19 protein-coding genes are annotated in these 22,454 nt (G+C 58.4%); 8 read left to right on the top strand and 11 right to left on the bottom strand.

Going from position 1 to position 22,454, the window contains the following annotated elements; all coding sequences use genetic code 11:
• Positions 1-14: 14 nt before the first annotated feature.
• From D882_RS0121070 to D882_RS01000000131315, 4 genes are all read left to right on the top strand, one after another.
• The gene (locus tag D882_RS0121070) at positions 15-854 is read left to right on the top strand and encodes a pyrroline-5-carboxylate reductase (RefSeq protein ID WP_027925058.1); all 840 of its coding nucleotides are present in this window, start codon (positions 15-17) and stop codon (positions 852-854) included.
• 41 nt (positions 855-895) lie between these two features.
• Positions 896-1,897 (top strand): ABC transporter substrate-binding protein, encoded by a 1,002-nt coding sequence (locus D882_RS0121075; protein WP_027925059.1) that lies wholly within the window; start codon positions 896-898, stop codon positions 1,895-1,897.
• Positions 1,898-2,051: 154 nt separating this feature from the next.
• Positions 2,052-2,915: an ABC transporter permease gene (locus tag D882_RS0121080; protein ID WP_371258955.1), complete on the top strand. Its 864-nt coding sequence runs from the start codon at positions 2,052-2,054 to the stop codon at positions 2,913-2,915.
• The gene (locus tag D882_RS01000000131315) at positions 2,905-3,996 is read left to right on the top strand and encodes a glycine betaine/L-proline ABC transporter ATP-binding protein (RefSeq protein WP_032833624.1); all 1,092 of its coding nucleotides are present in this window, start codon (positions 2,905-2,907) and stop codon (positions 3,994-3,996) included. The genes D882_RS0121080 and D882_RS01000000131315 overlap by 11 nt, the downstream gene beginning before the upstream one ends.
• Positions 3,997-4,438: 442 nt before the next feature.
• On the opposite strand, the gene D882_RS0121090 is transcribed toward D882_RS01000000131315, so the two are convergent.
• Positions 4,439-4,780 (bottom strand): DUF6124 family protein, encoded by a 342-nt coding sequence (locus D882_RS0121090; protein WP_027925061.1) that lies wholly within the window; start codon positions 4,778-4,780, stop codon positions 4,439-4,441.
• Between the two features lie 129 nt (positions 4,781-4,909).
• On the opposite strand from D882_RS0121090, the gene D882_RS0121095 reads away from it, so the two are divergent.
• On the top strand, positions 4,910-5,551 hold the full coding sequence (locus D882_RS0121095; RefSeq protein WP_027925062.1) for a LexA family transcriptional regulator: 642 nt from the start codon (positions 4,910-4,912) through the stop codon (positions 5,549-5,551).
• A 39-nt stretch (positions 5,552-5,590) separates the two neighbouring features.
• Here D882_RS0121095 and D882_RS0121100 read toward each other — a convergent pair whose 3' ends face one another.
• The 4 genes from D882_RS0121100 to D882_RS0121115 are packed head-to-tail and all read right to left on the bottom strand — an operon-like array spanning position 5,591 to position 11,149.
• Positions 5,591-7,540, bottom strand: a complete 1,950-nt coding sequence (locus D882_RS0121100) for an acetyl/propionyl/methylcrotonyl-CoA carboxylase subunit alpha (RefSeq protein WP_027925063.1) — start codon at positions 7,538-7,540, stop codon at positions 5,591-5,593.
• Positions 7,540-8,352 carry a gamma-carboxygeranoyl-CoA hydratase gene (locus tag D882_RS0121105; RefSeq protein ID WP_027925064.1) on the bottom strand — a complete coding sequence of 271 codons (813 nt, stop codon included), beginning with the start codon at positions 8,350-8,352 and terminating at the stop codon, positions 7,540-7,542. The genes D882_RS0121100 and D882_RS0121105 overlap by 1 nt, the downstream gene beginning before the upstream one ends.
• 13 nt (positions 8,353-8,365) lie before the next feature.
• On the bottom strand, positions 8,366-9,973 hold the full coding sequence (locus D882_RS0121110) for a carboxyl transferase domain-containing protein (protein WP_027925065.1): 1,608 nt from the start codon (positions 9,971-9,973) through the stop codon (positions 8,366-8,368).
• Between the two features lie 12 nt (positions 9,974-9,985).
• Positions 9,986-11,149: an isovaleryl-CoA dehydrogenase gene (locus tag D882_RS0121115; RefSeq protein WP_027925066.1), complete on the bottom strand. Its 1,164-nt coding sequence runs from the start codon at positions 11,147-11,149 to the stop codon at positions 9,986-9,988.
• A gap of 203 nt (positions 11,150-11,352) precedes the next feature.
• Between D882_RS0121115 and D882_RS0121120 the strand changes: the two genes are divergently transcribed.
• Positions 11,353-13,050 carry an AMP-binding protein gene (locus D882_RS0121120; RefSeq protein WP_027925067.1) on the top strand — a complete coding sequence of 566 codons (1,698 nt, stop codon included), beginning with the start codon at positions 11,353-11,355 and terminating at the stop codon, positions 13,048-13,050.
• A 674-nt stretch (positions 13,051-13,724) separates the two neighbouring features.
• On the opposite strand, the gene D882_RS0121125 is transcribed toward D882_RS0121120, so the two are convergent.
• The 3 genes from D882_RS0121125 to D882_RS0121135 all read right to left on the bottom strand — a co-directional run bounded on the left by D882_RS0121125 (position 13,725) and on the right by D882_RS0121135 (position 16,311).
• Positions 13,725-14,624 carry a hydroxymethylglutaryl-CoA lyase gene (locus D882_RS0121125; RefSeq protein WP_027925068.1) on the bottom strand — a complete coding sequence of 300 codons (900 nt, stop codon included), beginning with the start codon at positions 14,622-14,624 and terminating at the stop codon, positions 13,725-13,727.
• 148 nt (positions 14,625-14,772) lie between these two features.
• Entirely contained in the window at positions 14,773-15,174 is a 402-nt protein-coding gene (locus D882_RS0121130) for a MerR family DNA-binding transcriptional regulator (RefSeq protein ID WP_027925069.1), read from the bottom strand.
• Positions 15,175-15,381: 207 nt separating this feature from the next.
• Positions 15,382-16,311 (bottom strand): LysR family transcriptional regulator, encoded by a 930-nt coding sequence (locus tag D882_RS0121135; RefSeq protein ID WP_027925070.1) that lies wholly within the window; start codon positions 16,309-16,311, stop codon positions 15,382-15,384.
• A 153-nt stretch (positions 16,312-16,464) separates the two neighbouring features.
• On the opposite strand from D882_RS0121135, the gene D882_RS0121140 reads away from it, so the two are divergent.
• On the top strand, positions 16,465-17,694 hold the full coding sequence (locus tag D882_RS0121140) for an acyl-CoA dehydrogenase (protein WP_027925071.1): 1,230 nt from the start codon (positions 16,465-16,467) through the stop codon (positions 17,692-17,694).
• A 68-nt stretch (positions 17,695-17,762) separates the two neighbouring features.
• Here D882_RS0121140 and D882_RS01000000131320 read toward each other — a convergent pair whose 3' ends face one another.
• The 3 genes from D882_RS01000000131320 to xthA form a co-directional block, all read right to left on the bottom strand.
• The gene (locus D882_RS01000000131320) at positions 17,763-18,989 is read right to left on the bottom strand and encodes a hypothetical protein (protein ID WP_050590224.1); all 1,227 of its coding nucleotides are present in this window, start codon (positions 18,987-18,989) and stop codon (positions 17,763-17,765) included.
• 139 nt (positions 18,990-19,128) lie between these two features.
• A complete protein-coding gene (locus tag D882_RS0121150; protein ID WP_027925072.1) occupies positions 19,129-20,469 on the bottom strand; it encodes a substrate-binding domain-containing protein in 1,341 nt (446 codons plus the stop codon).
• A 194-nt stretch (positions 20,470-20,663) separates the two neighbouring features.
• A complete protein-coding gene (xthA, locus tag D882_RS0121155) occupies positions 20,664-21,476 on the bottom strand; it encodes an exodeoxyribonuclease III (protein ID WP_027925073.1) in 813 nt (270 codons plus the stop codon).
• A 294-nt stretch (positions 21,477-21,770) separates the two neighbouring features.
• Here xthA and D882_RS0121160 point away from each other — a divergent pair, with 294 nt between their 5' ends.
• Positions 21,771-22,421 (top strand): N-acetyltransferase, encoded by a 651-nt coding sequence (locus D882_RS0121160; RefSeq protein WP_027925074.1) that lies wholly within the window; start codon positions 21,771-21,773, stop codon positions 22,419-22,421.
• The last annotated feature ends 33 nt before the right edge of the window (positions 22,422-22,454 follow it).

A 22,454-nucleotide genomic window follows, 5' to 3' on the forward strand; every position in this document is an offset into this window, starting at 1 on the left:
GAAGGCAGGTTCACATGTACGAAGAACCCACGATAGGCATTATCGGTGGATCGGGATGGCTTGGCCGTTCGATTGCCCTGGCAATGCTCGACAAGGCGTTTGTCCAGCCCGGGGCTTTGGTGCTTTCGAACCGCAGTGCGAGCAACCCGCTGACGAGTGCCAAGTGGTCACAGGTGACGGTAACGAGCGACAACCAGGAGTTGGTGGAGCGCTGCGAGGTGGTCATCGTGTCCGTGCGCCCCGAGCAGTTTGCCGAGGTAGAAATCTTCGCTGAAAACCGGCTGGTGATTTCCTTGATGGCAGGCGTTTCTCTGGAAGATGTGGTGCAGCGTACCGGCAGTCGGCAGGTGATTCGCGCCATGGCGAATGCCGCCGCCGAAATCGGCAAATCCTATACGCCCTGGCTGGCGACTCAACAGGTCAGCGAAGAGCAAAAAGCGTTCGCCCAGTGTTTGTTCGAAACCTTTGGTGGTGCCGATGAAGTCTTCAGCGAAAGGCATTTGAACTACCTGACGGCGTTGGTGGGTACAGGGCCTGCTTACCCGGCATTGTTGGCTCGCAGCCTGTTTCAGCATGCCGTGAGCAGCGGTTTGCCACCGGCAATCGCCCAGCGCGCTTGCCATGCAGTGGTGGTGCAAGCCAGTCAGTTGATTGGCGATGGGCGCTCCGTCGACGAACTCTTGCAGACGCTCATCAATTATCGCGGGGTCACGGCGGCGGGTCTCGACGCCATGCTCGCCAGCGGATTCGATAAAACAATAAAAGCAGGTCTGGATTCAGCGGCCTCGGTCGCCAGTTGCATGAATCCCTTTGCCCATTCTGCTGACACGAAAGAAGGTCCAATGACGCGGTAGTTGGCCCTCCTTAACTCTGGCCGCAATCGAGGTTAGCGTTTATGAATTTAAAGTCTTTCTCGAAAACGGGACTTGCACTCGGCATCGTCGCCTTCAGCGGTTGGGTGTCAGCCTCCGAGTGTGGTGATGTGACGATTGCCAACATGAACTGGCAATCGGCTGAAGTCATGGCCAACGTCGACAAGCTGATTCTCAACGCAGGTTACGGTTGCAATGCCGATCTGGTCACCGGGGATACGGTTCCGACCATCACCTCCATGGTCGAGAAGGGCCGGCCTGACATCGCCCCCGAAGGCTGGATCGACCTGGTTCCGGAGGTCGCCAGGAGCGGCATTCAAAGTGGCAATCTGATCCAGGCGGCGAACTCGTTATCCGACGGCGGCTCGCAGGGCTGGTGGATTCCGAAGTACATTGCCGATGCCCATCCGGACATCAAAAGCTTCGAGGATGTGAAAAAACATCCCGAACTGTTCCCGGCCCCTGACGACAAGAAAAAAGGCGCGATCTACAACGGCCCGCAGGGTTGGGGCGGCACCGTGGTCACCAGTCAGTTTTATAAGGCCTACGATTTCGAGAAGGCCGGTTTCGTCCTGGTGGACACCGGTTCGGCCGCCGCGCTGGATGGTTCCATCGCCAAAGCCTACGAGCGCAAGGCGCCCTGGCTTGGGTTTTACTGGGAGCCCACGGCTTTACTGGGCAAGTACCCCATGGTGAAGCTGGACAACGGCCATCCGGTCGATGCGGCGGAGTGGAAACGTTGCAATACCGTTGCTGACTGTCCTGATCCCAAACCGAATGGCTGGCCGATTGATCGGGTCTACACCCTCACCACCAAGTCCTTCGCCGCTCGCTCGCCAACGGTCATGGCGTATCTGAACAAGCGCGCCTGGTCCAACGAGACGGTGAATAAACTGATTGCCTGGATGACTGACAACCAGGCCACCGGTGAGGAAGGCGCCAAGTATTTCCTGAAAAACAACGAAGCGCTCTGGACTAAATGGGTTACCCCTGAAGCCAGCGGCAAGATCAAGGCTGCGCTTTAATCCACTTGGGTCGATGCAGCTCGCCTGTTCGCGCTGCATTGAGCCTCGCGCACCGATAACAATAAAAACACCCACGTATTGAAACGACCTGCCAGCTTCCTACGGTCTTCTACAAAAGGGGAATGTCATGGAGTGGTTACTCAGCTTTCCACACATGGAGGACGAAAGACTCCGGGCCTTGAAAAAGGCCATCGATGGCGCCTTTCGTAACTTCACCAGCACTTACGGCGACAGCTTTGAAGCCTTTTTCCAGCCGTTGCAGGTTTTCCTCAATCAGTCCGAAAGGTTCATGACCACGACGCCATGGCCGATCATCATTGTGCTGGTCGCCTTGATTGCCTGGTTCGCCAGCCGCAGTTGGAGAATTGTCCTGGGTTGCGTGTTCACACTGATGGCAATCGGTTATCTGGACATGTGGTCTGACACGATGAAGACCCTGTCGATGATCTTCGTCTGCACGGTGATATCCATCGTCATCGGCTTGCCGACCGGGATCGCGATGGCCCGTTCCAACCGTCTGCAGAACCTTGTCAGCCCGGTACTGGACGTGATGCAGACCCTGCCCAGCTTTGTCTATTTGATTCCAGTGGTGATGTTGCTGGGGATTGGCAAGGTCGCGGGGCTGATTGCGGTTGTGATCTACGCCTTGCCGCCGATGATCCGCTTGACCAACCTCGGCATCCGTCACGTTGACGCCGAGATGCTGGAGTGCGCCGACGCCTTTGGCTCATCCAGTTGGCAGAAACTGAAAAACGTCCAGTTACCCTTGGCGTTGCCCTCGATCATGGCCGGCATCAACCAGACGATCATGATGGCGCTGGCCATGGTGGTCATCGCGTCGATGATCGGGGTTCAAGGCTTGGGCCAACCGGTGCTCAAGGCTATTTCCAATCAATATTTCACCCTGGGCATTTTCAACGGGCTGGCTATTGTCGGTATTGCGGTGATCTTCGACCGAGTCAGCCAAGCCTATGGCCGAAGACTGCAAAAGCATTTGGAGAGGGTTCATGGCCACTGATCTGACCAACGATTTCGGCATCGAAATCAGGCATCTCTACAAGATCTTCGGTTACCAGGCACAGGCCAGTATCGAGCGGGTCAAACAGGGCATGAGCAAGGCTGAACTGTTGAGCAATCACAGTCATGTGCTGGGGTTGAAGGACATCAATATCAGCATGCCGTCCGGGGGGATTCAGGTGATCATGGGGCTGTCCGGTTCGGGCAAGTCGACCTTGATCCGCCATATCAACCGATTGATCGAACCCACCGCCGGCGAAGTCATCGTGGGTGGCGTGGATGTGCTCAAAATGAGCCCGACTGATTTGCGAGCGTTTCGCCGACATAAAATTTCCATGGTGTTCCAGAAGTTCGCGCTGCTGCCAAACCGCACCGTGCTCGACAACGCGGTGTATGGGTTGGAGATCCAGGGCATGTCCCGTGACAGGCAAGTAGAAATCGCTACAGGCTGGTTGGACCGGGTAGGGCTCCAGGGTTACGCAAGTCACTATCCCAATCAGCTGTCCGGAGGCATGCAGCAGCGCGTCGGCCTTGCCCGGGCATTGGCCAGTGATGCGCCTATTCTGTTGATGGATGAAGCGTTCTCGGCCCTGGATCCGCTGATCCGCATGGACATGCAGTCGGTGTTGCTGGACCTGCAAAAAGAGATCAAGAAGACCATCGTATTCATTACCCATGATCTTGATGAGGCACTGCGCATTGGTGATCGCATCGCGATCTTGCGTGACGGTGAGGTGGTGCAACAAGGCACCCGACAGGAAATCGTCATGACGCCTGCCGATGATTACATTGCCAACTTCGTCAAAGAAGTGAATCGGGGGCGGGTGATCGGCGTCGAAGCCATCATGCGGCCCATTGTTCAGGTGAAAGGTGGAGCGACGCTGACCGTACCCATGGGGACGTCATTGGAGTCAGCGGTCAAAAGACTGGTTAAGGCGGGGTTCGATGAATTGGTGGTCACTGACAGTCAGGGGCAGCCGGTCGGGCAGTTGGCGCTGAAGTCGATCATAGCGACGATGGTCACCTCGGCAGTGAGTGAGGAATCGCAGGTTGTTCAGCCAAGAGTAAAGTCGAAAGCGTGACGGCTTGCCGAAGTAAAACCGAGGGGAATTGCGGGGTGCAGAGGGGGCGTCTTCCATGACGCCGACGCAGCTTAGAGACTGTGCGATTGATTCTCAAGTGCTATTTTTAGAATCGTTTGGCCCAATGAAGCCGGGCTTCTCTTGCCAACCAATATTCCTTTGATATTATCCACGCCATCGAATTTGCAGCCCCCAAAGACTTCATTAGCCTGAAGGTAAAAGCCAGAATAACTGGCAAAAAAAACCCGGCAAAAAGCCGGGTTAAAAACCGTGATTAGCCTGATGAGGAGATAGTCCAGGAGACCGACCTGAGGTCACTTGGACAATCGACTGATCTCGCGATCAGTTGAATGCAATAATAATCATTCTCGTTTGAGAGTCAAATGATTTTATCTGCGCGACAGGAAAGCTCTTTCCTGTCCTCCCCAAACGCTCACCCGTTTCATGCGTTCCGATGCGCTTGCAAAGACCGATCGATCATCGCCTTCGCCATGTCGATCATGTGCACCGTCGAATAGGCCAGGTCGCGACTGGGACCGTTCAGGTTGCTGGCTGATTCATGTGCAGTCGCCGCGGCACATCGCAACAAATCCGAGGCATGAACCAGCGCCTCTTCTGCGCTGATCCCCGGGTTCACATCGAAGAACCGCTCCACGGCAGCGGGTTCGGACACAGTTGGTTTCAAGTAATAATCCAGCGCTCGCTGTGCGGCGGCGTTGCCTTTGGGCGAGGTCAGGGTGGTATCGATGTGCATATCTGGCAGGTCATTGCTGGGTAACGTCATGACGATGGCAAGCTCCGTGATAGATTCAGATCCGTGAATCCATCCTAGTACGAACTGTATTTGTGACTGGAATTTAAATACTACAAGTTGTGTTTTGTTGGTCGGAGTACCCCACGTATCGTGCCGCACATGGATAAATGGATTGAGTTAGTCAAAGCCAAGATGAGTGACCTCAAAGTCACTCAAGAGGTACTCGCCGACCGCCTCGGGATGTCCCAGGGTGGCGTGGGTCACTGGCTGAATAAACGCCGTCAGCCGAGCATTCAAGACATGAATCGTGTCTTGCGCGCGCTCGGGATGGATTTTCTGGAAGTGGCGATGGTGGTTCGCGAGGTCTTGCAGGACGACGAGCCTTGCCTGACGCACAAGTACAACCCGTACTTCCGTTACCCGGTCAGTGACTGGCGTGAGCCGATGCAGCTGCGTGACGGTGAGCTGGCGGTCTACGGCAAGCCACGCTTCGAACTCACCGACTACCACGCCCAGGGCGCGGCGTTCTGGCTGGTGGTCGTGGGTGATGCGATGACGGCACCCACGGGCGTGAGCATCGCCGAGGGCATGATGATCCTGGTGGACCCGGCCATTGTGCCGGAGCCCGGAAAACTGGTGATCGCGCAGTGGTCGGACAGCACCGAGGCGACGTTTCGCAAGCTGATCGAAGAGGGCGGGCAGCGTTACCTGGTCCCGCTCAATCCGACGTATCCGAAAGCCCTTTATACCGATGAATGCCGAATTCTCGGCGTAGTGGTTCAGGCAACGGCCAAATTCTAATCAGATCGGTCCTCCTAGAACGTAGGACCGATCTTCATTTCACGCTTCTTCCAGTTCGACCAATGCACTGCCTTCGCTGACCATCTCGCCTTCCTGGCAATACAAGGCCTTGATCACACCCGCGTGGGGCGCACGAATGCTGTGCTCCATTTTCATCGCCTCCAACACCACCAATTGCGCCCCGGCTTCGACCGTTTGCCCGGTCTCTACCAGCACACGCACGATGCTGCCGTTCATCGGGGCGGTGAGCCCACCCTGATGGCTGTGGCTGGCTTCGACGGCGCCGATCGGATCGTAGGACTCGATGCGGCGCAGTTCACCTTCCCATTGCAGATAAACAGAGTCGCCACGACGGATTGCTCGGTGCTGGCGGCGTACACCGTGGTGTTCGGTCAGCAATTGCTCGCCTTTAAGCTGGGCCGTGCAGACATCGCCCAGGGTCAATGCGCGGTCCTGGCCTTCGCAGCTCAAGTGCAAGGTGATTTCTTTCGGCAATCCAGCCCGGAAACCATTGCTGATTGCCCATGGCGAACTCACGTCATCTGCGCGCGGTGAATCGGCCTGGCTCTGGGCAACGGCCTGAGCGGCCGCTTGCCAGAACGCATCACTGAGGTCCGAAGGCGCGGGCAGCAATTGCTCCTGGAAGCGCGGGATAAACCCGGTGTCCAGTTCTGCCGCGGCAAACGCAGGGTGCGCGATGATCCGGCGCAGGAAGTTGATGTTGGTCTTGAGCCCGCCAATCGCAAACTCATCAAGCATGCTCAACAAGCGCAACCGCGCCTGTTCGCGATCCTCACCCCAGGCAATCAGCTTGCCGAGCATCGGGTCGTAGAACGGCGAAATCTCATCGCCTTCTTCAACACCGCTGTCGACCCGACGCCCCGGGCCTGCGGCGGATTCACGATACAGTTCCAGACGCCCGGTGGCCGGCAGGAAATCATTGGCCGGGTCCTCGGCGTACAGCCGCACTTCAATCGCGTGACCGATCAGCGGCACGTCGGCCTGGGTCATTGGCAGCGCTTCACCACGGGCCACACGAATCTGCCAGGCCACCAGGTCGAGGCCGGTGATGGCTTCGGTGACCGGGTGTTCAACCTGCAGGCGCGTGTTCATTTCCATGAAGAAGAACTCACCGCGCGAATCCAGCAAAAACTCCACGGTGCCGGCGCCGACATAACCGATGGCTTGCGCCGAACGCACGGCTGCCTCGCCCATGGCGCGGCGCAGCTCCGGACTCAAGCCTGGCGCAGGTGCTTCTTCGACGACTTTCTGGTGGCGACGCTGGATCGAGCAATCGCGTTCATTCAGGTACAAGCAGTTGCCATGCTGGTCGGCGAAGACCTGGATTTCCACGTGGCGCGGTTTGAGCAGGTACTTCTCCACCAGCATCCGTGAGTCGCCGAAGGAGGACTTCGCCTCACGTTGGGCGGAGGCCAGGGCTTCGGCCAACTGGCTGACATCCTCGACCACTTTCATGCCTTTGCCGCCACCGCCGGCGGTGGCCTTGAGCAGCACTGGATAACCGATGCGATCACACGCTTCGCGGAAGGTGTCGAAGTCCTGCGCTTCGCCGTGATAGCCCGGCACCAATGGCACGCCAGCAGTTTCCATCAGCGCTTTGGCGGCGGATTTGCTGCCCATCGCATCAATGGCCGAGGCGGGTGGGCCGAGGAAGATCAGGCCGGCGTCTTCAATCGCGCGGGCAAACCCGGCGTTCTCCGACAAAAAGCCGTAACCCGGGTGAATCGCCTGAGCGCCGCTGGCCTTGGCTGCCGCAATCAGCTTGTCGATTTGCAGGTAACTGTCGGCGGCTTTGCTGCCACCGAGGTCGACGCGGATGTCCGCTTCACGGCTGTGTCGCGCGTCACGGTCAGTGGCGCTGTGCACGGCCACGGTGGTCAGGCCCAGAGCCTTTGCGGTGCGCATGACCCGGCAGGCGATTTCGCCACGGTTGGCCACCAGCAAGGTGGTGAGAACAGGTGCGCTCATCAACGTGGCTCCTTGGTGGTGGGGGCTTGCCAGTTCGGTGGACGTTTTTGCAGAAAGGCGCGCAGGCCTTCCTGACCTTCAGGGCTGACGCGGATGCGGGCGATGGCGTTTTCGGTGTAACGGCGCAGGGCCGGGGTCAGCGCGCCGTGGCCGACTTCACGCAACAAGTCTTTGCTGGTGCGCATGGCGGCGGGGCTGTTGAGCAACAGGTTGTCGATCCACTGATCGACTTTCTGCTCCAGCTCGGTGCCCGGATAGCTTTCCGACAACAAACCGATTTCCCGCGCCCGTTGCCCGCTGAAACGTTCCGCGGTCAGCGCATAACGGCGGGCCGCACGCTCACCGATGGCTTGCACCACGAACGGGCTGATCACCGCTGGCGCCAGGCCAATGCGCACTTCCGACAGGCAGAACTGCGCGTCGTCGGTGCCAATCGCCATGTCGCAGCAACTGATCAGGCCCAGCGCACCGCCGAAGGCGGCGCCTTGCACCACGGCAAGGGTGGGGATTTTCAGTTTGGCGAGGTTGTACATCAACTCCGCCAGTTCCCGGGCATCGTCAAGGTTGGTGTGGTAATCGAGCTCGGCCGATTGCTGCATCCACGCCAGGTCCGCGCCGGCGCTGAAATGCTTGCCGCGTCCACGCACCAGCAAGAACCGCAGGCTGGCGTCGCTGGCCACGGTGTCCAGCGCGAGGATCAGTTCGCGGATCATTTCTGCGTTGAACGCGTTGTTCTTTTCTTCACGGCTGAGCCACAGGGTGGCGAAACCCCGTGGGTCGGTCAGCAGTTCGAGGGTCTTGAAGTCGCTCATGGTTTTCTCCCGATCACATCCGGAACACGCCGAAGCGGCTCGGTTCGATAGGCGCGTTCAACGACGCGGACAAGGCCAGGGCCAACACATCGCGGGTCTGAGCGGGGTCGATGACGCCGTCGTCCCATAGCCGTGCGCTGGAATAGTAGGGGTGACCCTGTTCTTCGTATTGATCGAGGATCGGTTGTTTGATCTCGGCTTCCTGCTCGGCGCTGAAGCCTTGGCCGCTGCGCTCGGCCTGCTCGCGTTTGACCTGCACCAATACGCCGGCGGCTTGCTCGGCGCCCATTACGCCGATGCGTGCGTTTGGCCACATCCACAGGAAGCGCGGGTCGTAGGCCCGACCGCACATGCCGTAGTTACCGGCACCAAAACTGCCGCCGATGATCACGGTGAATTTCGGCACCTTGGCGCACGCCACGGCGGTCACCAGTTTCGCGCCATGCTTGGCGATGCCGCCGGCCTCGTACTTCTGGCCGACCATGAAACCAGTAATGTTTTGCAGGAACAGCAGCGGAATACCGCGCTGGCAGGCCAGTTCAATGAAGTGCGCGCCTTTCTGCGCGGCTTCAGCGAACAGGATGCCGTTGTTGGCGAGGATCGCGATCGGGTAACCGTGCAGGTGGGCAAAGCCGCACACCAGTGTGGTGCCGAACAGCGCTTTGAATTCATCGAACACCGAACCGTCGACCAGCCGCGCGATCACTTCGCGCACATCGAACGGCTGCTTGGCGTCCGCCGAGACCACGCCGTACAACTCGTCGCTGGCGTAGAGCGGGGCAATCGGGGCGCGTTGTTGCAGTTCGCCGAGCTTGCGCCAGTTGAGGTTGGCGACGCTGCGTCGGGCAATGGCCAAGGCGTGTTCATCGCTCTCGGCATAGTGGTCGGCGACCCCGGAAATCTTGCAATGCACATCGGCCCCGCCGAGGTCTTCGGCGCTGACCACTTCACCGGTCGCGGCTTTTACCAGCGGCGGACCGGCGAGGAAAATCGTCGCTTGCTGGCGTACCATGATTGCTTCGTCGGCCATCGCTGGCACATAAGCGCCACCGGCGGTGCACGAACCCATCACCACGGCAATCTGCGGAATGCCCATGGCGCTCATGTTGGCCTGGTTGAAGAAGATCCGCCCGAAGTGCTCGCGATCCGGGAACACTTCATCCTGACGCGGCAGGTTGGCGCCACCGGAGTCCACCAGATAGATGCACGGCAGGCGGTTCTGCTGGGCGATGGTTTGGGCGCGCAGGTGTTTTTTCACGGTCAGCGGGTAATACGAACCGCCTTTCACCGTGGCGTCGTTGGCGACGATCATGCACTCGACACCTTCCACGCGACCGATTCCGGCGATCACGCCAGCGGCCGGAACGTCTTCACCGTACACCTCGTAGGCCGCCAGTTGGCTGATCTCAAGAAACGGCGAGCCCGGATCGAGTAAACGATTAATGCGCTCGCGAGGCAGCAATTTGCCCCGCGAGGTGTGGCGCTCTTGAGCCTTCGGGCCACCACCGAGCTGCACTTGGGCGAGCAGGGTGTGCAGGGCGTCGACCTGTTTGAGCATCGCCGCGCTGTTGGCGGCGAACTCCGCCGAACGGGGGTTGAGCTGGGTATGCAGGATAGCCATGGACAGCTCCGTTTAGCGGGTTTCGTTGAACAGTTCGCGACCGATCAGCATGCGACGGATCTCACTGGTGCCGGCGCCGATTTCGTACAGCTTGGCGTCACGCAGCAGACGACCGGCCGGGAATTCGTTGATGTAACCGTTGCCACCGAGAATCTGGATTGCGTCGAGGGCCATTTGCGTGGCGCGTTCGGCGCTGTAGAGGATCACGCCGGCAGCGTCCTTGCGCGTGGTTTCGCCACGCTCGCAAGCCTGGGCCACCGCATAGAGGTACGCGCGGCTGGCGTTGAGTTGGGTGTACATGTCGGCGACTTTGCCCTGGATCAGCTGGAATTCGCCGATGCTTTGGCCGAATTGCTTGCGGTCATGGATGTACGGCACGATCAGGTCCATGCACGCCTGCATGATGCCGGTCGGGCCGCCGGAGAGCACGACGCGCTCGTAGTCGAGGCCGCTCATCAACACTTTCACGCCGCCGTTGAGCACGCCGAGGATGTTTTCTTCCGGCACTTCGACGTCGTCGAAGAACAGCTCGCAAGTGTTGGAGCCGCGCATGCCGAGCTTGTCGAACTTGTTGCTGCGGCTGAAGCCTTTCCAGTCGCGTTCGACGATGAATGCGGTGATGCCGTGCGGACCTTTTTCCAGGTCGGTCTTGGCGTAGATCACGTAGGTGTTGGCGTCAGGGCCGTTGGTGATCCAGGTCTTGCTGCCGTTGAGCACGTACTTGTCGCCGCGTTTGTCGGCGCGCAGTTTCATCGAGACCACATCGGAACCGGCGTTCGGTTCGCTCATGGCCAGGGCGCCGATGTGTTCACCGCTGATCAACTTCGGCAGGTACTTGGATTTTTGCTCGTGGTTGCCGTTGCGGTTGATCTGGTTGACGCAGAGGTTGGAGTGGGCGCCGTAGGACAAGGCCACCGACGCCGAACCGCGGCTGATTTCTTCCATCGCCACAACGTGGGCCAGGTAGCCCAGGCCAGCGCCGCCGTATTCTTCCGGTACGGTAATGCCGAGCAGGCCCATGTCGCCGAATTTGCGCCACAGGTCCGCGGGGAACAGGTTGTCGATGTCGATCTCAGCGGCGCGCGGGGCGATCTCTTTGGCGACGAAGGACTGAACCTGATCGCGCAGCATGTCGATGGTTTCACCGAGGGCAAAATTCAGGGATGGGTAGCTCATGGGGCACCTTTTGGCTTTTTTGTAGGGTGGGGAGGGCAATGATTCGGCTCTCACCTTTACGTTAACGTAAGCCTGTGACGAATGGCTGTCAATCACCCTTTACGTTAACGTCAACTTGAGCGAGAGTAGAGCCAGTTCAAGATAGAACGCGGGCATCCTGTGGGAGCGCCGCCAGCCCATTAATAAAGACAATAGGGGTCATCATGGATCAACCCAGTGCAAGCCCGCAGCGCAGCTATACCCGTGGTTCCCAGGACAAAGCCTTGCTGGCGATGACCATCGGCCAGGCGTTCGATAACACCGTCGCGCAGCAGGCGACCGGGGAGGCGCTGGTCGTGCGCCATCAACAGTTGCGCTACACCTGGCAGCAACTGGCCGAGGTCGTTGACCTGCATGCCAGAGCGCTGCTCGCGCTGGGCTTGCAGGCCGGTGATCGACTCGGCATCTGGGCGCCGAACTGCGCGCAGTGGTGCATCAGCCAGTTCGCCAGCGCGAAAATCGGCGTGATTCTGGTCAACATCAACCCGGCGTACCGCAGCTCCGAACTCGAATACGTGTTGAAACAATCCGGTTGCCAATGGCTGGTCTGCGCCGGCGCGTTCAAAACATCCAACTATCACGGAATGCTGCAAGGGCTCGTTCCCGAACTGGCCGAGCAATCCATCGGACAGTTACACAGTGAGCGCCTGCCTGATTTGCGCGGCGTCATCAGCCTGGATGCGCAGCCACCTTCAGGTTTTCTGCCGTGGTCGCAATTGGCGGATCTGGCCGCCAGCGTTTCGAATGAACAGCTGCGCGAACGCCAGGACAGCCTGCATTTCGATCAACCGGTAAACATCCAGTACACCTCCGGCACCACCGGATTCCCGAAAGGCGCGACCCTCAGTCACTACAACATTCTCAACAACGGATACATGGTCGGCGAAAGCCTCGGCCTGACCGCTAATGATCGCCTGGTGATCCCGGTGCCGCTGTATCACTGCTTCGGCATGGTCATGGGCAACCTCGGCTGCATCACCCACGGCAGCACGATGATTTACCCGAACGATGCCTTCGATCCATTGCTGACCCTGACCACTGTCGCCGAAGAAAAAGCCACGGCGCTGTATGGCGTACCGACCATGTTCATCGCCATGCTCGATCAGCCCCAGCGCGCCGAATTCGATCTGTCGAGCCTGCGCACCGGAATCATGGCCGGTGCCACGTGCCCGATCGAAGTGATGCGCCGGGTCATCAACGAAATGCACATGAATGAAGTGCAGATTGCCTACGGCATGACGGAAACAAGCCCTGTGTCGTTACAGACCGGTCCGTCAGACGAGCTGGAGTTACGCGTGACCACCGTCGGCCGCACCCAGCCGCAGCTGGAAAGCAAAATCATCGACGAGGCCGGTAATCTCGTGCCGCGCGGCACCATTGGTGAACTGTGCACCCGTGGCTACAGCGTGATGCTCGGCTACTGGAACAACCCGCAAGGCACCGCGGAAGCCATCGATCAGGCCGGCTGGATGCACACCGGCGACCTGGCGAGCATGAACGATGAAGGCTACGTGTGCATTGCCGGGCGCAACAAGGACATGATCATCCGTGGCGGCGAGAACGTTTACCCGCGGGAGCTGGAAGAGTTTTTCTTTACCCACCCGGCGGTGGCGGACGTGCAGGTGATCGGCATTCCCTGCTCGCGTTATGGCGAAGAGATAGTTGCCTGGATCAAGTTCCACCCGGGCCACAGCGCCACCGAGCAGGAACTGCAAGCCTGGTGCAAGGAGCGCATCGCGCACTTCAAGACGCCGCGTTACTTCAAGTTTGTGGAGGAGTTTCCGATGACCGTGACCGGCAAGATCCAGAAATTCCGGATGCGTGAGATCAGTATCGAAGAACTGCGTGAAAACAAAGGCTAAACCCATCCCCCTGTAGGAGTGAGCCTGCTCGCGATAGCGGTGAGTCAGTCGACATCGATGTTGGATGTGCTGCCGCCATCGCGAGCAGGCTCACTCCTACAGAGAGCGGGGGAAATCACAAATCCCGGAAAGCACAAAGGGGAGCCGAAGCTCCCCTTTAATTTTGTCGTTGCGCGTGCTCTTTTTTTATTATTGAGGGGCGGTCTGTTTTTGTTTTTAGTGACCGTGACCCTTTACCGCTGTTTTTGTCGATCCCCATCCGGGATCAAGAGCAAACGTATTTTTTTGAGCGCTGATCTACTTTTTCGCTGAGCGATCCAACCAGTTCGGGAGCTACCTGAGGGTAGTTTTATTGTTCTCTGCCCGGTTGCGGGTAACTTCGAAAAGCACCCTGAAAAGCACATCCTCTCCAAAAAAATCTGTTAGCTGCGTCTCTGCCGTGTTGTTTTTGTTATGTCAGAGTCGTTACGTCTTATTTTTATTAGGGCTTGCTGCTTTTTTTGTTCTTGTTATGCAGTAGAGATAGCAGAAGCCGTGCCAACTTTTTAAAACCCTTTAAAATCAATGCTTTAAGATTTTGTAGGGTTTTCCGTATCAGGGAAAACCCTGGAATCTGTTTCCGTGTTACTCGCTTGCGCCCACCTTTGTGTCCACGCGGTAACACCCGGACACACTCACTGTGCGCTGCGAGCCTTGGCCACGCGCGAACCGCTTGGACGCCCCAGCACCGTGCAAATCTGTTGGCCGGCCAGGATCAATGCATCCAGGTCGATACCGGTCTCTATACCCAGGCCATTGAGCAGGTAAACCACGTCTTCAGTGGCAACGTTACCGCTGGCACCCTTGGCGTACGGGCAGCCGCCGAGGCCGGCGATGGAGCTGTCGAACACCGAGATTCCTTCCAGCAGGCTGGCGTAGATGTTGGCCATGGCCTGGCCGTAGGTGTCGTGGAAGTGCCCGGCGAGTTTTTCACGGGGCACGTCGGCTGCGACCACCTCGAACATCTTGCGCGTGGCGCCAGCGGTGCCGGTGCCGATCGTGTCGCCCAGCGACACTTCGTAACAGCCCATGGCATAGAGCTCGCGCGCGACCCGGGCGACTTGCTCGGGGGCGACGTTACCTTCGTAAGGGCAGCCCAGCACACAGGACACGTAACCGCGCACGCTCACGCCGTGTTGCTTGGCGGCGTCCATGATCGGTACGAAACGCTCCAGGCTTTCGCTGATCGAGCAGTTGATGTTGCGTTGCGAGAAGGCTTCAGACGCGGCGGCGAACACCGCGACTTCCTTGACCCCGGCCGCCATCGCATCTTCAAACCCGCGCAGATTGGGGGCGAGGGCGCCATAGGTCACGCCGGGTTTGCGCTGGATTTGTGCGAAAACCTCAGCGGAACCGGCCATTTGCGGCACCCATTTTGGGGAAACGAAACTGCCGACTTCTATATAGCCGAGGCCGGCGGCGGTCAGGGCGTCGACCAGTTGAACCTTGTCGGCAACGCTGATGGGTTGGGCTTCGTTTTGCAGACCGTCGCGGGGGCCGACTTCGACCATGCGTACGTGGGTGGGTAGAGACATGGGAATCGACCTGTGTTGATTGTCTGAATGTTCAAATAACCCTGTAGGAGTGAGCCTGCTCGCGATAGCAGATTTACATTCAACACATGTATTGACTGATCCGGCGCTATCGCGAGCAGACTCACTCCTGCAAGGGGATTGTGTGGCCCTATTGAATAACCTTCTGGTTCTGGATGGTCTGTTCCAGCGCTTGAGTGCAGCGTTCCTGCGCGGTATCCAGTTCCAGCTTCATCTGCTCGATGTCGAGCATCTGCTGTTCCAGCTGCTCGCGGCGCTCGGCGATCTTGCTCAACATGGTTTGCAGTTGTTTCTGATTGCCGCCTGTGGGGTCATATAGCTCGATCAGCTCGCGGCACTCGGCCAGGGAGAAGCCGATGCGCTTGCCCCGCAGAATCAGCTTCAGGCTGACCTTGTCGCGGGGCGAGTAGATACGTTCCTGGCCGCGACGCTCGGGGCTGAGCAAGCCTTGCTCTTCATAAAAGCGGATGGCCCGCGTTGTGATGTCGAGCTCGCGGGCGAGGTCGGAAATGCTATAGGTCTGGCTGCTCATGGAAGCGCTCGAAAAAGGTCATGGCGCTAAGCTAATGGCAGGTTGACGTTTACGTCAAGGGGCTGGGGTCTATGGTTTTCTTAAGGGCCTCATCGCGAGCGGGCTCTCTCCTACAGGAGATCTCTGCACCGACATAGATTGACTAGTCACCGTAGATCCCCTGTAGGAGTGAGCCTGCTCGCGATGGGAGCACCTCGGTATCAAGTCCTACACCTTTTCAAGCTTCTTCTCATGCGCCGTCACCTGCTGGCACAACTCGATCATCTGCTCGCGCATCCAGCGGTTCGCCGGGTCCTGGTCAGTGCTTTCGTGCCAGTAAAGATGAGTTTCCACCGGCGGCACGTCATTGACCGGCAAGCTGAAGGCGTGCAAGTCATTGCGACGGGCAAAGCGCTCCGGCACGGTCATGACCATGTCGGTCTGCTGCAATACTTGCGAGGCCATCAGGTAATGCTGGGAGCGCAGGGCGATTTTGCGCTGAATGCCCATTTTCCCCAGTGCCAGGTCGACATGCCCCAGACCACTGCGGCGGCTGGAAATATGGATGTGGGTCAGCGACAGATAATCATCCAGAGTGAATTTCTCTTTGCCCGCCATTGGGTGGCCCTTGCGCATGGCGCACACGTACCGGTCTTCCATCAACTTGACGTGGCGCACTTGCGGGTCAGTATTGAGCGGCGCATCCACCGCGAAGTCGAGACGCCCGGCCGCCAGTTCCTTGGTGGTTTCGCGGCGCTTGGACAGGAAACTTTCAATGATCACCGTCGGCGCCAGGCGGCGCAGGCGCTGAAACAGTGGCGGCAGGATCACCGCTTCGGTGAGGTCGGTCATGCTGATGCGGTACGTCTTGACCGCTTGCAACGGGTTGAAAATGCGGCTTTCCTGCACCGACACCCGCAACAGGGAGAGGGCGTTACGCACCGGCCCGATGATGTTCTGGGCCATGGGCGTCGGCACCATGCCTTGGGCAGTGCGCACAAACAACGGATCGTTGAAGGTCTCGCGCAAGCGGGCCAGAGCGTTCGAGACGGCGGGCTGGGTAATGCCGACAATCTGCCCGGCACGGGTCAGGTTGGCTTCGGTGTAGATCGCGTCGAAGACGATGAAAAGGTTGAGGTCGACCTTGCTCAGATTCATTGCGCTGCACTCTTATTGTTGGTTCTCAATCACCCGATCATATATCGGTGATGAATGTTAATACACGCCGAGAATAGGCTAGGTAAATTATCAACGCTGTTCTAGCATCGATACATGACCAAAAACAACCTCTGCCCAAGAAGGTAAATGCTCATGGATTTCGCTTATTCGCCCAAGGTTCAGGCACTGCGTGAGCGCGTAACCGCGTTCATGGACACTTACGTTTATCCCGCCGAAGCCGTGTTCGAGCGCCAGGTTGCCGAAGGCGATCGGTGGCAGCCGACGGCGATCATGGAAGAACTCAAACTCAAGGCCAAGGCCGAAGGTCTGTGGAATTTGTTTCTGCCTGAGTCCGAACTCGGCGCCGGCCTGACCAACCTCGAATACGCGCCGCTGGCCGAAATCATGGGCCGTTCGTTGCTGGGCCCGGAGCCGTTCAACTGCTCCGCGCCAGACACCGGCAACATGGAAGTGTTGGTACGCTACGCCAACGAAGAACAGAAACAACGCTGGCTCGAACCGCTGTTGCGCGGGGAAATCCGCTCGGCGTTCGCCATGACCGAGCCGGATGTTGCCTCCTCCGACGCGACCAACATGGCCGCCCGCGCCGTGCGTGATGGCGATCAGTGGGTCATCAACGGCAAGAAATGGTGGACCTCAGGCGCCTGCGATCCACGCTGCAAGATTCTGATCTTCATGGGCCTGAGCGATCCGGATGCGCCGCGCCACGCCCAGCACTCGATGATTCTGGTGCCGGTGGATACCCCGGGCGTGAAGATCGTCCGTCCGCTGCCGGTGTTCGGTTATGACGACGCGCCGCACGGCCACGCCGAAGTGCTGTTCGAAAATGTCCGCGTGCCGTACGAAAACGTCCTGCTGGGCGAAGGACGCGGCTTCGAAATCGCTCAGGGTCGCTTGGGCCCAGGCCGGATTCACCACTGCATGCGTTCGATCGGCATGGCGGAGCGCGCGCTGGAATTGATGTGCAAACGCTCGGTCAGCCGTACCGCATTCGGCAAGCCGTTGGCACGCCTGGGCGGCAACATCGACAAGATCGCCGACTCGCGGATGGAAATCGACATGGCACGGCTGCTGACGCTGAAAGCGGCGTACATGATGGACACCGTGGGCAACAAAGTGGCGAAGAGCGAAATCGCGCAGATCAAGGTAGTCGCGCCGAACGTGGCCTTGCGCGTTATCGACCGGGCGATCCAGATCCACGGCGGGGCAGGGGTTTCCAACGATTTCCCGCTGGCCTACATGTATGCCATGCAGCGCACCCTGCGCCTGGCCGACGGCCCGGACGAAGTGCACCGTGCGGCGATTGGCAAATTCGAGATTGGCAAGTATGTGCCGAAAGAAATGATGCGTAGCGGGCACTGACAAAACCTTGAGTACGCCAGCAGACGGCTTCGCTGCTGGCGTCCCGGGAGTCTTTATCGCGAGGTTTGTCAGCCCTGCACACCGCAGACGACGGACATAAACGCGTTTTCTCGCCTGCCTGCAACGATGATCCTCCCGCGTTCCTGAATGGTCACAGAATACGGGGTGCCCGGCACTGATGATTTAATCCAGCCCGTGTTACCAAAACCTGTGTCAAAAGTACCGTCAGGCAATAACCTTCCCCAAAACATTGAAGAGGGGAACCCGGGCGTCCAACCTGCCACGACAATTTTTTCGTCGTGGGGCTGAATCGACAGTGCGCTCCAATTCGCGTTTTGATGACCTAGCTCCGTACGTAATTCCTGACCTCCGTTAAACGTCTGGTCAGGTTTTCCATGGGTGTCAAATCGCATCAACAGGGCTGCAGAACGCCCGGTCATACCCGCGCAAAGCAGCTTCCCGTCGGCCTGAACGATCAACTGACCCAATTCATACCGGCCGTCTTCAGGTCCTAACCGCACATATCCGTCGTTGCCAAAACTCTTGTCGCGTGTGCCGTTAATGTCAAACCGCGCCAGCACAATTTGGGAGACGGAAGCACTTGCCGTGACGTAATGGCCACCGACAACCATTTTGCTGTCCGGTTGTATAACCACGCTAATCATTCGGCTGAGGTGCTCGCCAAAACTGATCTCGACGTTGCCTTGCTCACCGAAATCGCGATCAATCCCGTCACTGTTATCGCCTCTCCCATCCTTTTTCAAGCGTGTCAGTTGCCCCAAATTGCCAACACCCGAGGCATCAATCTTCTGGGTCAGAACGACGATTTTGCCGTCGTGCTGGAGGCATCCGTCAGTCGAATCGTAATTTGAGGAGAATGCAGGAGGGGGCAACTGTACGGTGCCGAAAACAAGGTCAGGGCTGCCACTGTCATTGAGACGTAAAACTGCCGGTGCTCCTGGTTTTCCTTGGTCAGTGAGAATATCGCCGATGACCAGAATTTTTTGCTCTTGAAGTATCAGTCGGCAGGGTTTGGATCTTCTGCCACTTTCAAACTGTCCCGTCACAATACCGTCGTCACCAAATGCAGTATCTCGACCGCCATTGATGAGGTTCCTGCGGATTTGAAATGCTACACCGTCCTCGATGGCGTAAGTCAGCGTGCCGTTGTCCGAAGAGACAATCGAATGAACAGTGCCGTTGGCAGGACCCGGCACAGTGCCTAGAAAACCAAAGGACTGATCCAGATCACCAGACTTTGACAACGGTATTGGCGCTTGAGTGGGGTTTGTCATGTCAGCGTTCCTTTCTGGTGAGAAACCCTTGATCGGGATGCCACCATTAAGCGACTGCCATCAACAAAGTGAACCTGTAGGAAATATCAGTTTTAGTATCTTTACAGGCCGGTTTTGTGGCGTTGGGCGCCGGTGTGATTCAGTAAACCCAAACCTCAACCCGTCGATTCTTGATCCGCCCTTCATCCGCGTTATTCGCCGCCACTGGCATTTCCGCACCAAAGCCGCGAATCTCGCGAAACACCACGCCGCTTTTCACCAGTTCTCGCCGCACCGCCATCGCCCGCAGCTTCGACAGCAGATCGGCGCGTGCCGGATCGCTCTTGGCATCGCCAAACCCGACCAGCGTGACCTCGCGGTTGGTTTTGTCATGCTGCTTTATATAGTCGAGCACCCGCGTCAGGTCCTGTTGCGCCTTGTTGTCGAGCGTTGCGCTGCCTTCTTCAAAGCGGAAATTCACCGACAGCCGCTGCGCGTGACGACTGAGTGCCTGATAGCCCTCCGGCATCAACGCATTCGGCGTGACCGTGATGGCCTGGACCGTCTGGGCGATAAAACCGTTGGCCGCGACAATCGCCTGGCCTTTGCTGCTTTGCGTGAACACCGCCAGGGCCTCGGCCCATGGGTTTTCCCCATGGGGCGGCAGGTAGAAAAACAGCCGGCGGGACAACGGATAGTCTTCCGTGGCGATCAGGCTGTTAAGCGGCAACATCGCCTGGGATTGGCCATCGACGATTGCCACGGCTTTGGCCTGGCGCACATAGGGCAGGCCGATGAAGCCGATACCTTGCGGGTCAAGACTGACGGCGTCAGACAATTGTTCACTGGACTCGAAGCGTTTCGCGGCGCCGTTCAGGGTTTTCCCACGACGGCTGAGGACTAATTCCTTGAACGTGTCGTAAGTGCCCGACTGGTCATCCCGCGCATAGACATGAATCGCGCCACCGCTGCCGCCGAGCTCTTCCCAGGTTTTGGCTTCGCCACTGAAGATTCGCGCCAGTTGTTCGGTGTTGAGCTGGTTCAACGGGTTTTGCGGGTGAAGGATGATCGCCAGGCCATCGATGGCGATGACTTGTTCGGCGTCGGGGCTTTTGAAGTCGCCCAAGGGTTCGAGGTCCACCACTTCGCTGTCCTTGATCGGACGCGAAGAGGCGGCGAGGTCGGCATTGGTATTCTTCAGCGCGGTGAAGCCGGTGCTGGAGCCGTGCGCTGCCACCTCCACCACAACGCGACGGCCTTGTGCCGTTTCGCCGACGATGCGCAGTTCGTTCGCGGTGTCCGATGCTTCGCTGTGAACCTTGAGCAGGCCCTGTTCGCGCAACAGCCCCTCGACTAACGCCGGGCCCAATGCCGCACCGATGGTGTTAGAGCCCTGGATGCGCAGCACCGGGCCATTGGCGGAGATTGGTAAATCAGCGGCCGATGCCGTCAGGGGCAGGCCGGCGCACAGCATCCATAGAAACAAAACGCGCAGCGTCATGCCCGCACCTTAAAAAACCAAAGAAAGTGCGGGGAGAATAAGTCAGTAAGATTTCCGAGAGATGACAGTTATCTAATGTAGGAGTGAGCCTGCTCGCGATAGCGGACTGTCAGTCAATAAAGATGCTGAATGTACAGCCGCTATCGCGAGCAGGCTCACTCCTACATTTAGGGGATTGTGTTGAGATTTGGATATCAGCTCAATTCAAGCCAGATCGGCGCATGATCGGAGGGTTTCTCCATCCCTCGCAGGTCGTAATCCACGCCAGCATCCTTGACCCGTGGCAACAAGCCATGGGACGCCATGATCAGGTCGATCCGCAGCCCGCGCTTGGGTTCGTCTTCAAACCCACGGCTACGGTAGTCGAACCAACTGAAACGGTCGGCCACGTCCGGGTTCAGGTGACGGAAACTGTCCACCAGGCCCCAGTTTTTCAGGCGGGCCATCCACTCGCGTTCTTCCGGCAGGAAGCTGCACTTGCCGGTTTTCAGCCAGCGTTTCATATTGTCCGGACCGATGCCGATGTCACAGTCTTCCGGGGAAATATTCACGTCGCCCATGACTACCACCGGCTGATCGTTGCTGAACTGGCTTTCCAGCAGTTGCTGCAGGTCGCTGTAGAAGCGTTCCTTGGCCGGAAACTTGGTCGGGTGGTCGCGGCTTTCGCCCTGTGGGAAATAGCCGTTCATGATCGTCACCGGCACGCCGTTGGCGTCGGCGAACGTGCCCCAGATGAAGCGGCGCTGAGCGTCTTCTTCATCGGTGGCGAAGCCTTTGTGCAGGGCCAGCGGTTCTTTGCGCGAGAGCAGGGCGACGCCGTAATGGCCTTTCTGCCCATGAAAATAAACGTGATAGCCCAGCGCCTGTACCTCGGCCAGCGGGAACTGGTCGTCGTGAACCTTGGTTTCCTGGAGGCCGATGACGTCTGGCTGGTGTTTTTCGATCAGCGCCGCCAGCTGATGCGGGCGAGCGCGCAGCCCGTTGATGTTGAAGGAGACGATCTTCATGGTCGGCAGTCCTGGCAAAAGGGCGATGCTAGCTGACATGTAGGAATCGGGCCAGTGTAGGGTGAGGGGATTCGTGTTCGGCGGTTGGTCTTTCATCGCTGATGCGGGCCTCATCGCGAGCAGGCTCACTCCTATCGTCCGAGTCTGGTCTATACCTTTGTGGGAGCGAGCTTGCTAGCGATGGCGTCATCACAGTCAACACTGATATCGATCAGTAGGGAACTGTGTCAGCACCGATAGGCTCGTACCAAGAAGAGCACAGCCATTTGAGCTGTACCGGGGAGATCAACCGTTATGCCTGAAACCTCGACCGCCATCGCCGACATTCACATGCTCGACAGCGGCTATGCCCACGAAGCGCGCTCCCTGCTGTACCACGCCTACCGGCACGAGCCGACCTTTGGTTACCTGTTCGAGGCCGAACGTCCCGGGTATGAACATCGTGTGCGGGCCACCGTGCGTGAATTGGTCAAACAGCATTTCCTTCAGGATTTGCCAGCCATCGGCCTGCTGGTCAATGACCGTTTGATCGGCATCGCGCTGATCGCGCCGCCGCAACGACGCCTGGGTATCACCGAAAGTTGGGCCTGGCGTTTGCGCATGGTGCTCAGTACCGGGTTTCGCTGCACCCGTCGCTACCTCGATTACCACGCCGCCGTCGCGGCCTGCGTGCCGAGTGATTCGGTCCACGTGCTGCCGCTGCTGGGGATTCACCCGCAATTCCAGGGCAAACACTTCGGCGAACAACTGCTGCAAGCGGTGCATAACTGGTGCGCAGTCGATGAAACCTCCCAGGGGGTGATCCTCGACACGGGGAATCCTCGCTATCTGGAGTTCTATAAGCGTCAGGGTTATGAGGAAATCGGCGAGGTCGCGGTAGGACCGATTCGCGAACACGTGTTTTTTCACGCCAATCCGCAGGTGTTGCAAACCGCAACGGCATAAACGGTAGAACTTTAACGCCATGCGAGGCTCTAT

Source organism: Pseudomonas sp. URMO17WK12:I12 (assembly GCF_000514395.1).
GTDB lineage: Bacteria > Pseudomonadota > Gammaproteobacteria > Pseudomonadales > Pseudomonadaceae > Aquipseudomonas > Aquipseudomonas mucoides.

What these genes read in the sequence shown, in the direction of transcription:
- D882_RS0121125 (WP_027925068.1), bottom strand. Translation starts at nt 14,624, where the DNA reads ATGTCTCTACCCACCCACGTACGCATGGTCGAAGTCGGCCCCCGCGAC.
- D882_RS0121135 (WP_027925070.1), bottom strand. Translation starts at nt 16,311, where the DNA reads ATGAATCTGAGCAAGGTCGACCTCAACCTTTTCATCGTCTTCGACGCG.
- D882_RS0121090 (WP_027925061.1), bottom strand. Translation starts at nt 4,780, where the DNA reads ATGACGTTACCCAGCAATGACCTGCCAGATATGCACATCGATACCACC.
- D882_RS0121140 (WP_027925071.1), top strand. Translation starts at nt 16,465, where the DNA reads ATGGATTTCGCTTATTCGCCCAAGGTTCAGGCACTGCGTGAGCGCGTA.
- D882_RS0121110 (WP_027925065.1), bottom strand. Translation starts at nt 9,973, where the DNA reads ATGGCTATCCTGCATACCCAGCTCAACCCCCGTTCGGCGGAGTTCGCC.
- D882_RS0121105 (WP_027925064.1), bottom strand. Translation starts at nt 8,352, where the DNA reads ATGAGCGACTTCAAGACCCTCGAACTGCTGACCGACCCACGGGGTTTC.
- D882_RS0121150 (WP_027925072.1), bottom strand. Translation starts at nt 20,469, where the DNA reads ATGACGCTGCGCGTTTTGTTTCTATGGATGCTGTGCGCCGGCCTGCCC.
- D882_RS0121100 (WP_027925063.1), bottom strand. Translation starts at nt 7,540, where the DNA reads ATGAGCGCACCTGTTCTCACCACCTTGCTGGTGGCCAACCGTGGCGAA.
- D882_RS0121120 (WP_027925067.1), top strand. Translation starts at nt 11,353, where the DNA reads ATGGATCAACCCAGTGCAAGCCCGCAGCGCAGCTATACCCGTGGTTCC.
- D882_RS0121075 (WP_027925059.1), top strand. Translation starts at nt 896, where the DNA reads ATGAATTTAAAGTCTTTCTCGAAAACGGGACTTGCACTCGGCATCGTC.
- D882_RS0121080 (WP_371258955.1), top strand. Translation starts at nt 2,052, where the DNA reads ATGGAGGACGAAAGACTCCGGGCCTTGAAAAAGGCCATCGATGGCGCC.
- D882_RS0121070 (WP_027925058.1), top strand. Translation starts at nt 15, where the DNA reads ATGTACGAAGAACCCACGATAGGCATTATCGGTGGATCGGGATGGCTT.
- D882_RS0121095 (WP_027925062.1), top strand. Translation starts at nt 4,910, where the DNA reads ATGGATAAATGGATTGAGTTAGTCAAAGCCAAGATGAGTGACCTCAAA.
- D882_RS01000000131320 (WP_050590224.1), bottom strand. Translation starts at nt 18,989, where the DNA reads ATGACAAACCCCACTCAAGCGCCAATACCGTTGTCAAAGTCTGGTGAT.
- D882_RS0121130 (WP_027925069.1), bottom strand. Translation starts at nt 15,174, where the DNA reads ATGAGCAGCCAGACCTATAGCATTTCCGACCTCGCCCGCGAGCTCGAC.
- xthA (WP_027925073.1), bottom strand. Translation starts at nt 21,476, where the DNA reads ATGAAGATCGTCTCCTTCAACATCAACGGGCTGCGCGCTCGCCCGCAT.
- D882_RS01000000131315 (WP_032833624.1), top strand. Translation starts at nt 2,905, where the DNA reads ATGGCCACTGATCTGACCAACGATTTCGGCATCGAAATCAGGCATCTC.
- D882_RS0121115 (WP_027925066.1), bottom strand. Translation starts at nt 11,149, where the DNA reads ATGAGCTACCCATCCCTGAATTTTGCCCTCGGTGAAACCATCGACATG.
- D882_RS0121160 (WP_027925074.1), top strand. Translation starts at nt 21,771, where the DNA reads ATGCCTGAAACCTCGACCGCCATCGCCGACATTCACATGCTCGACAGC.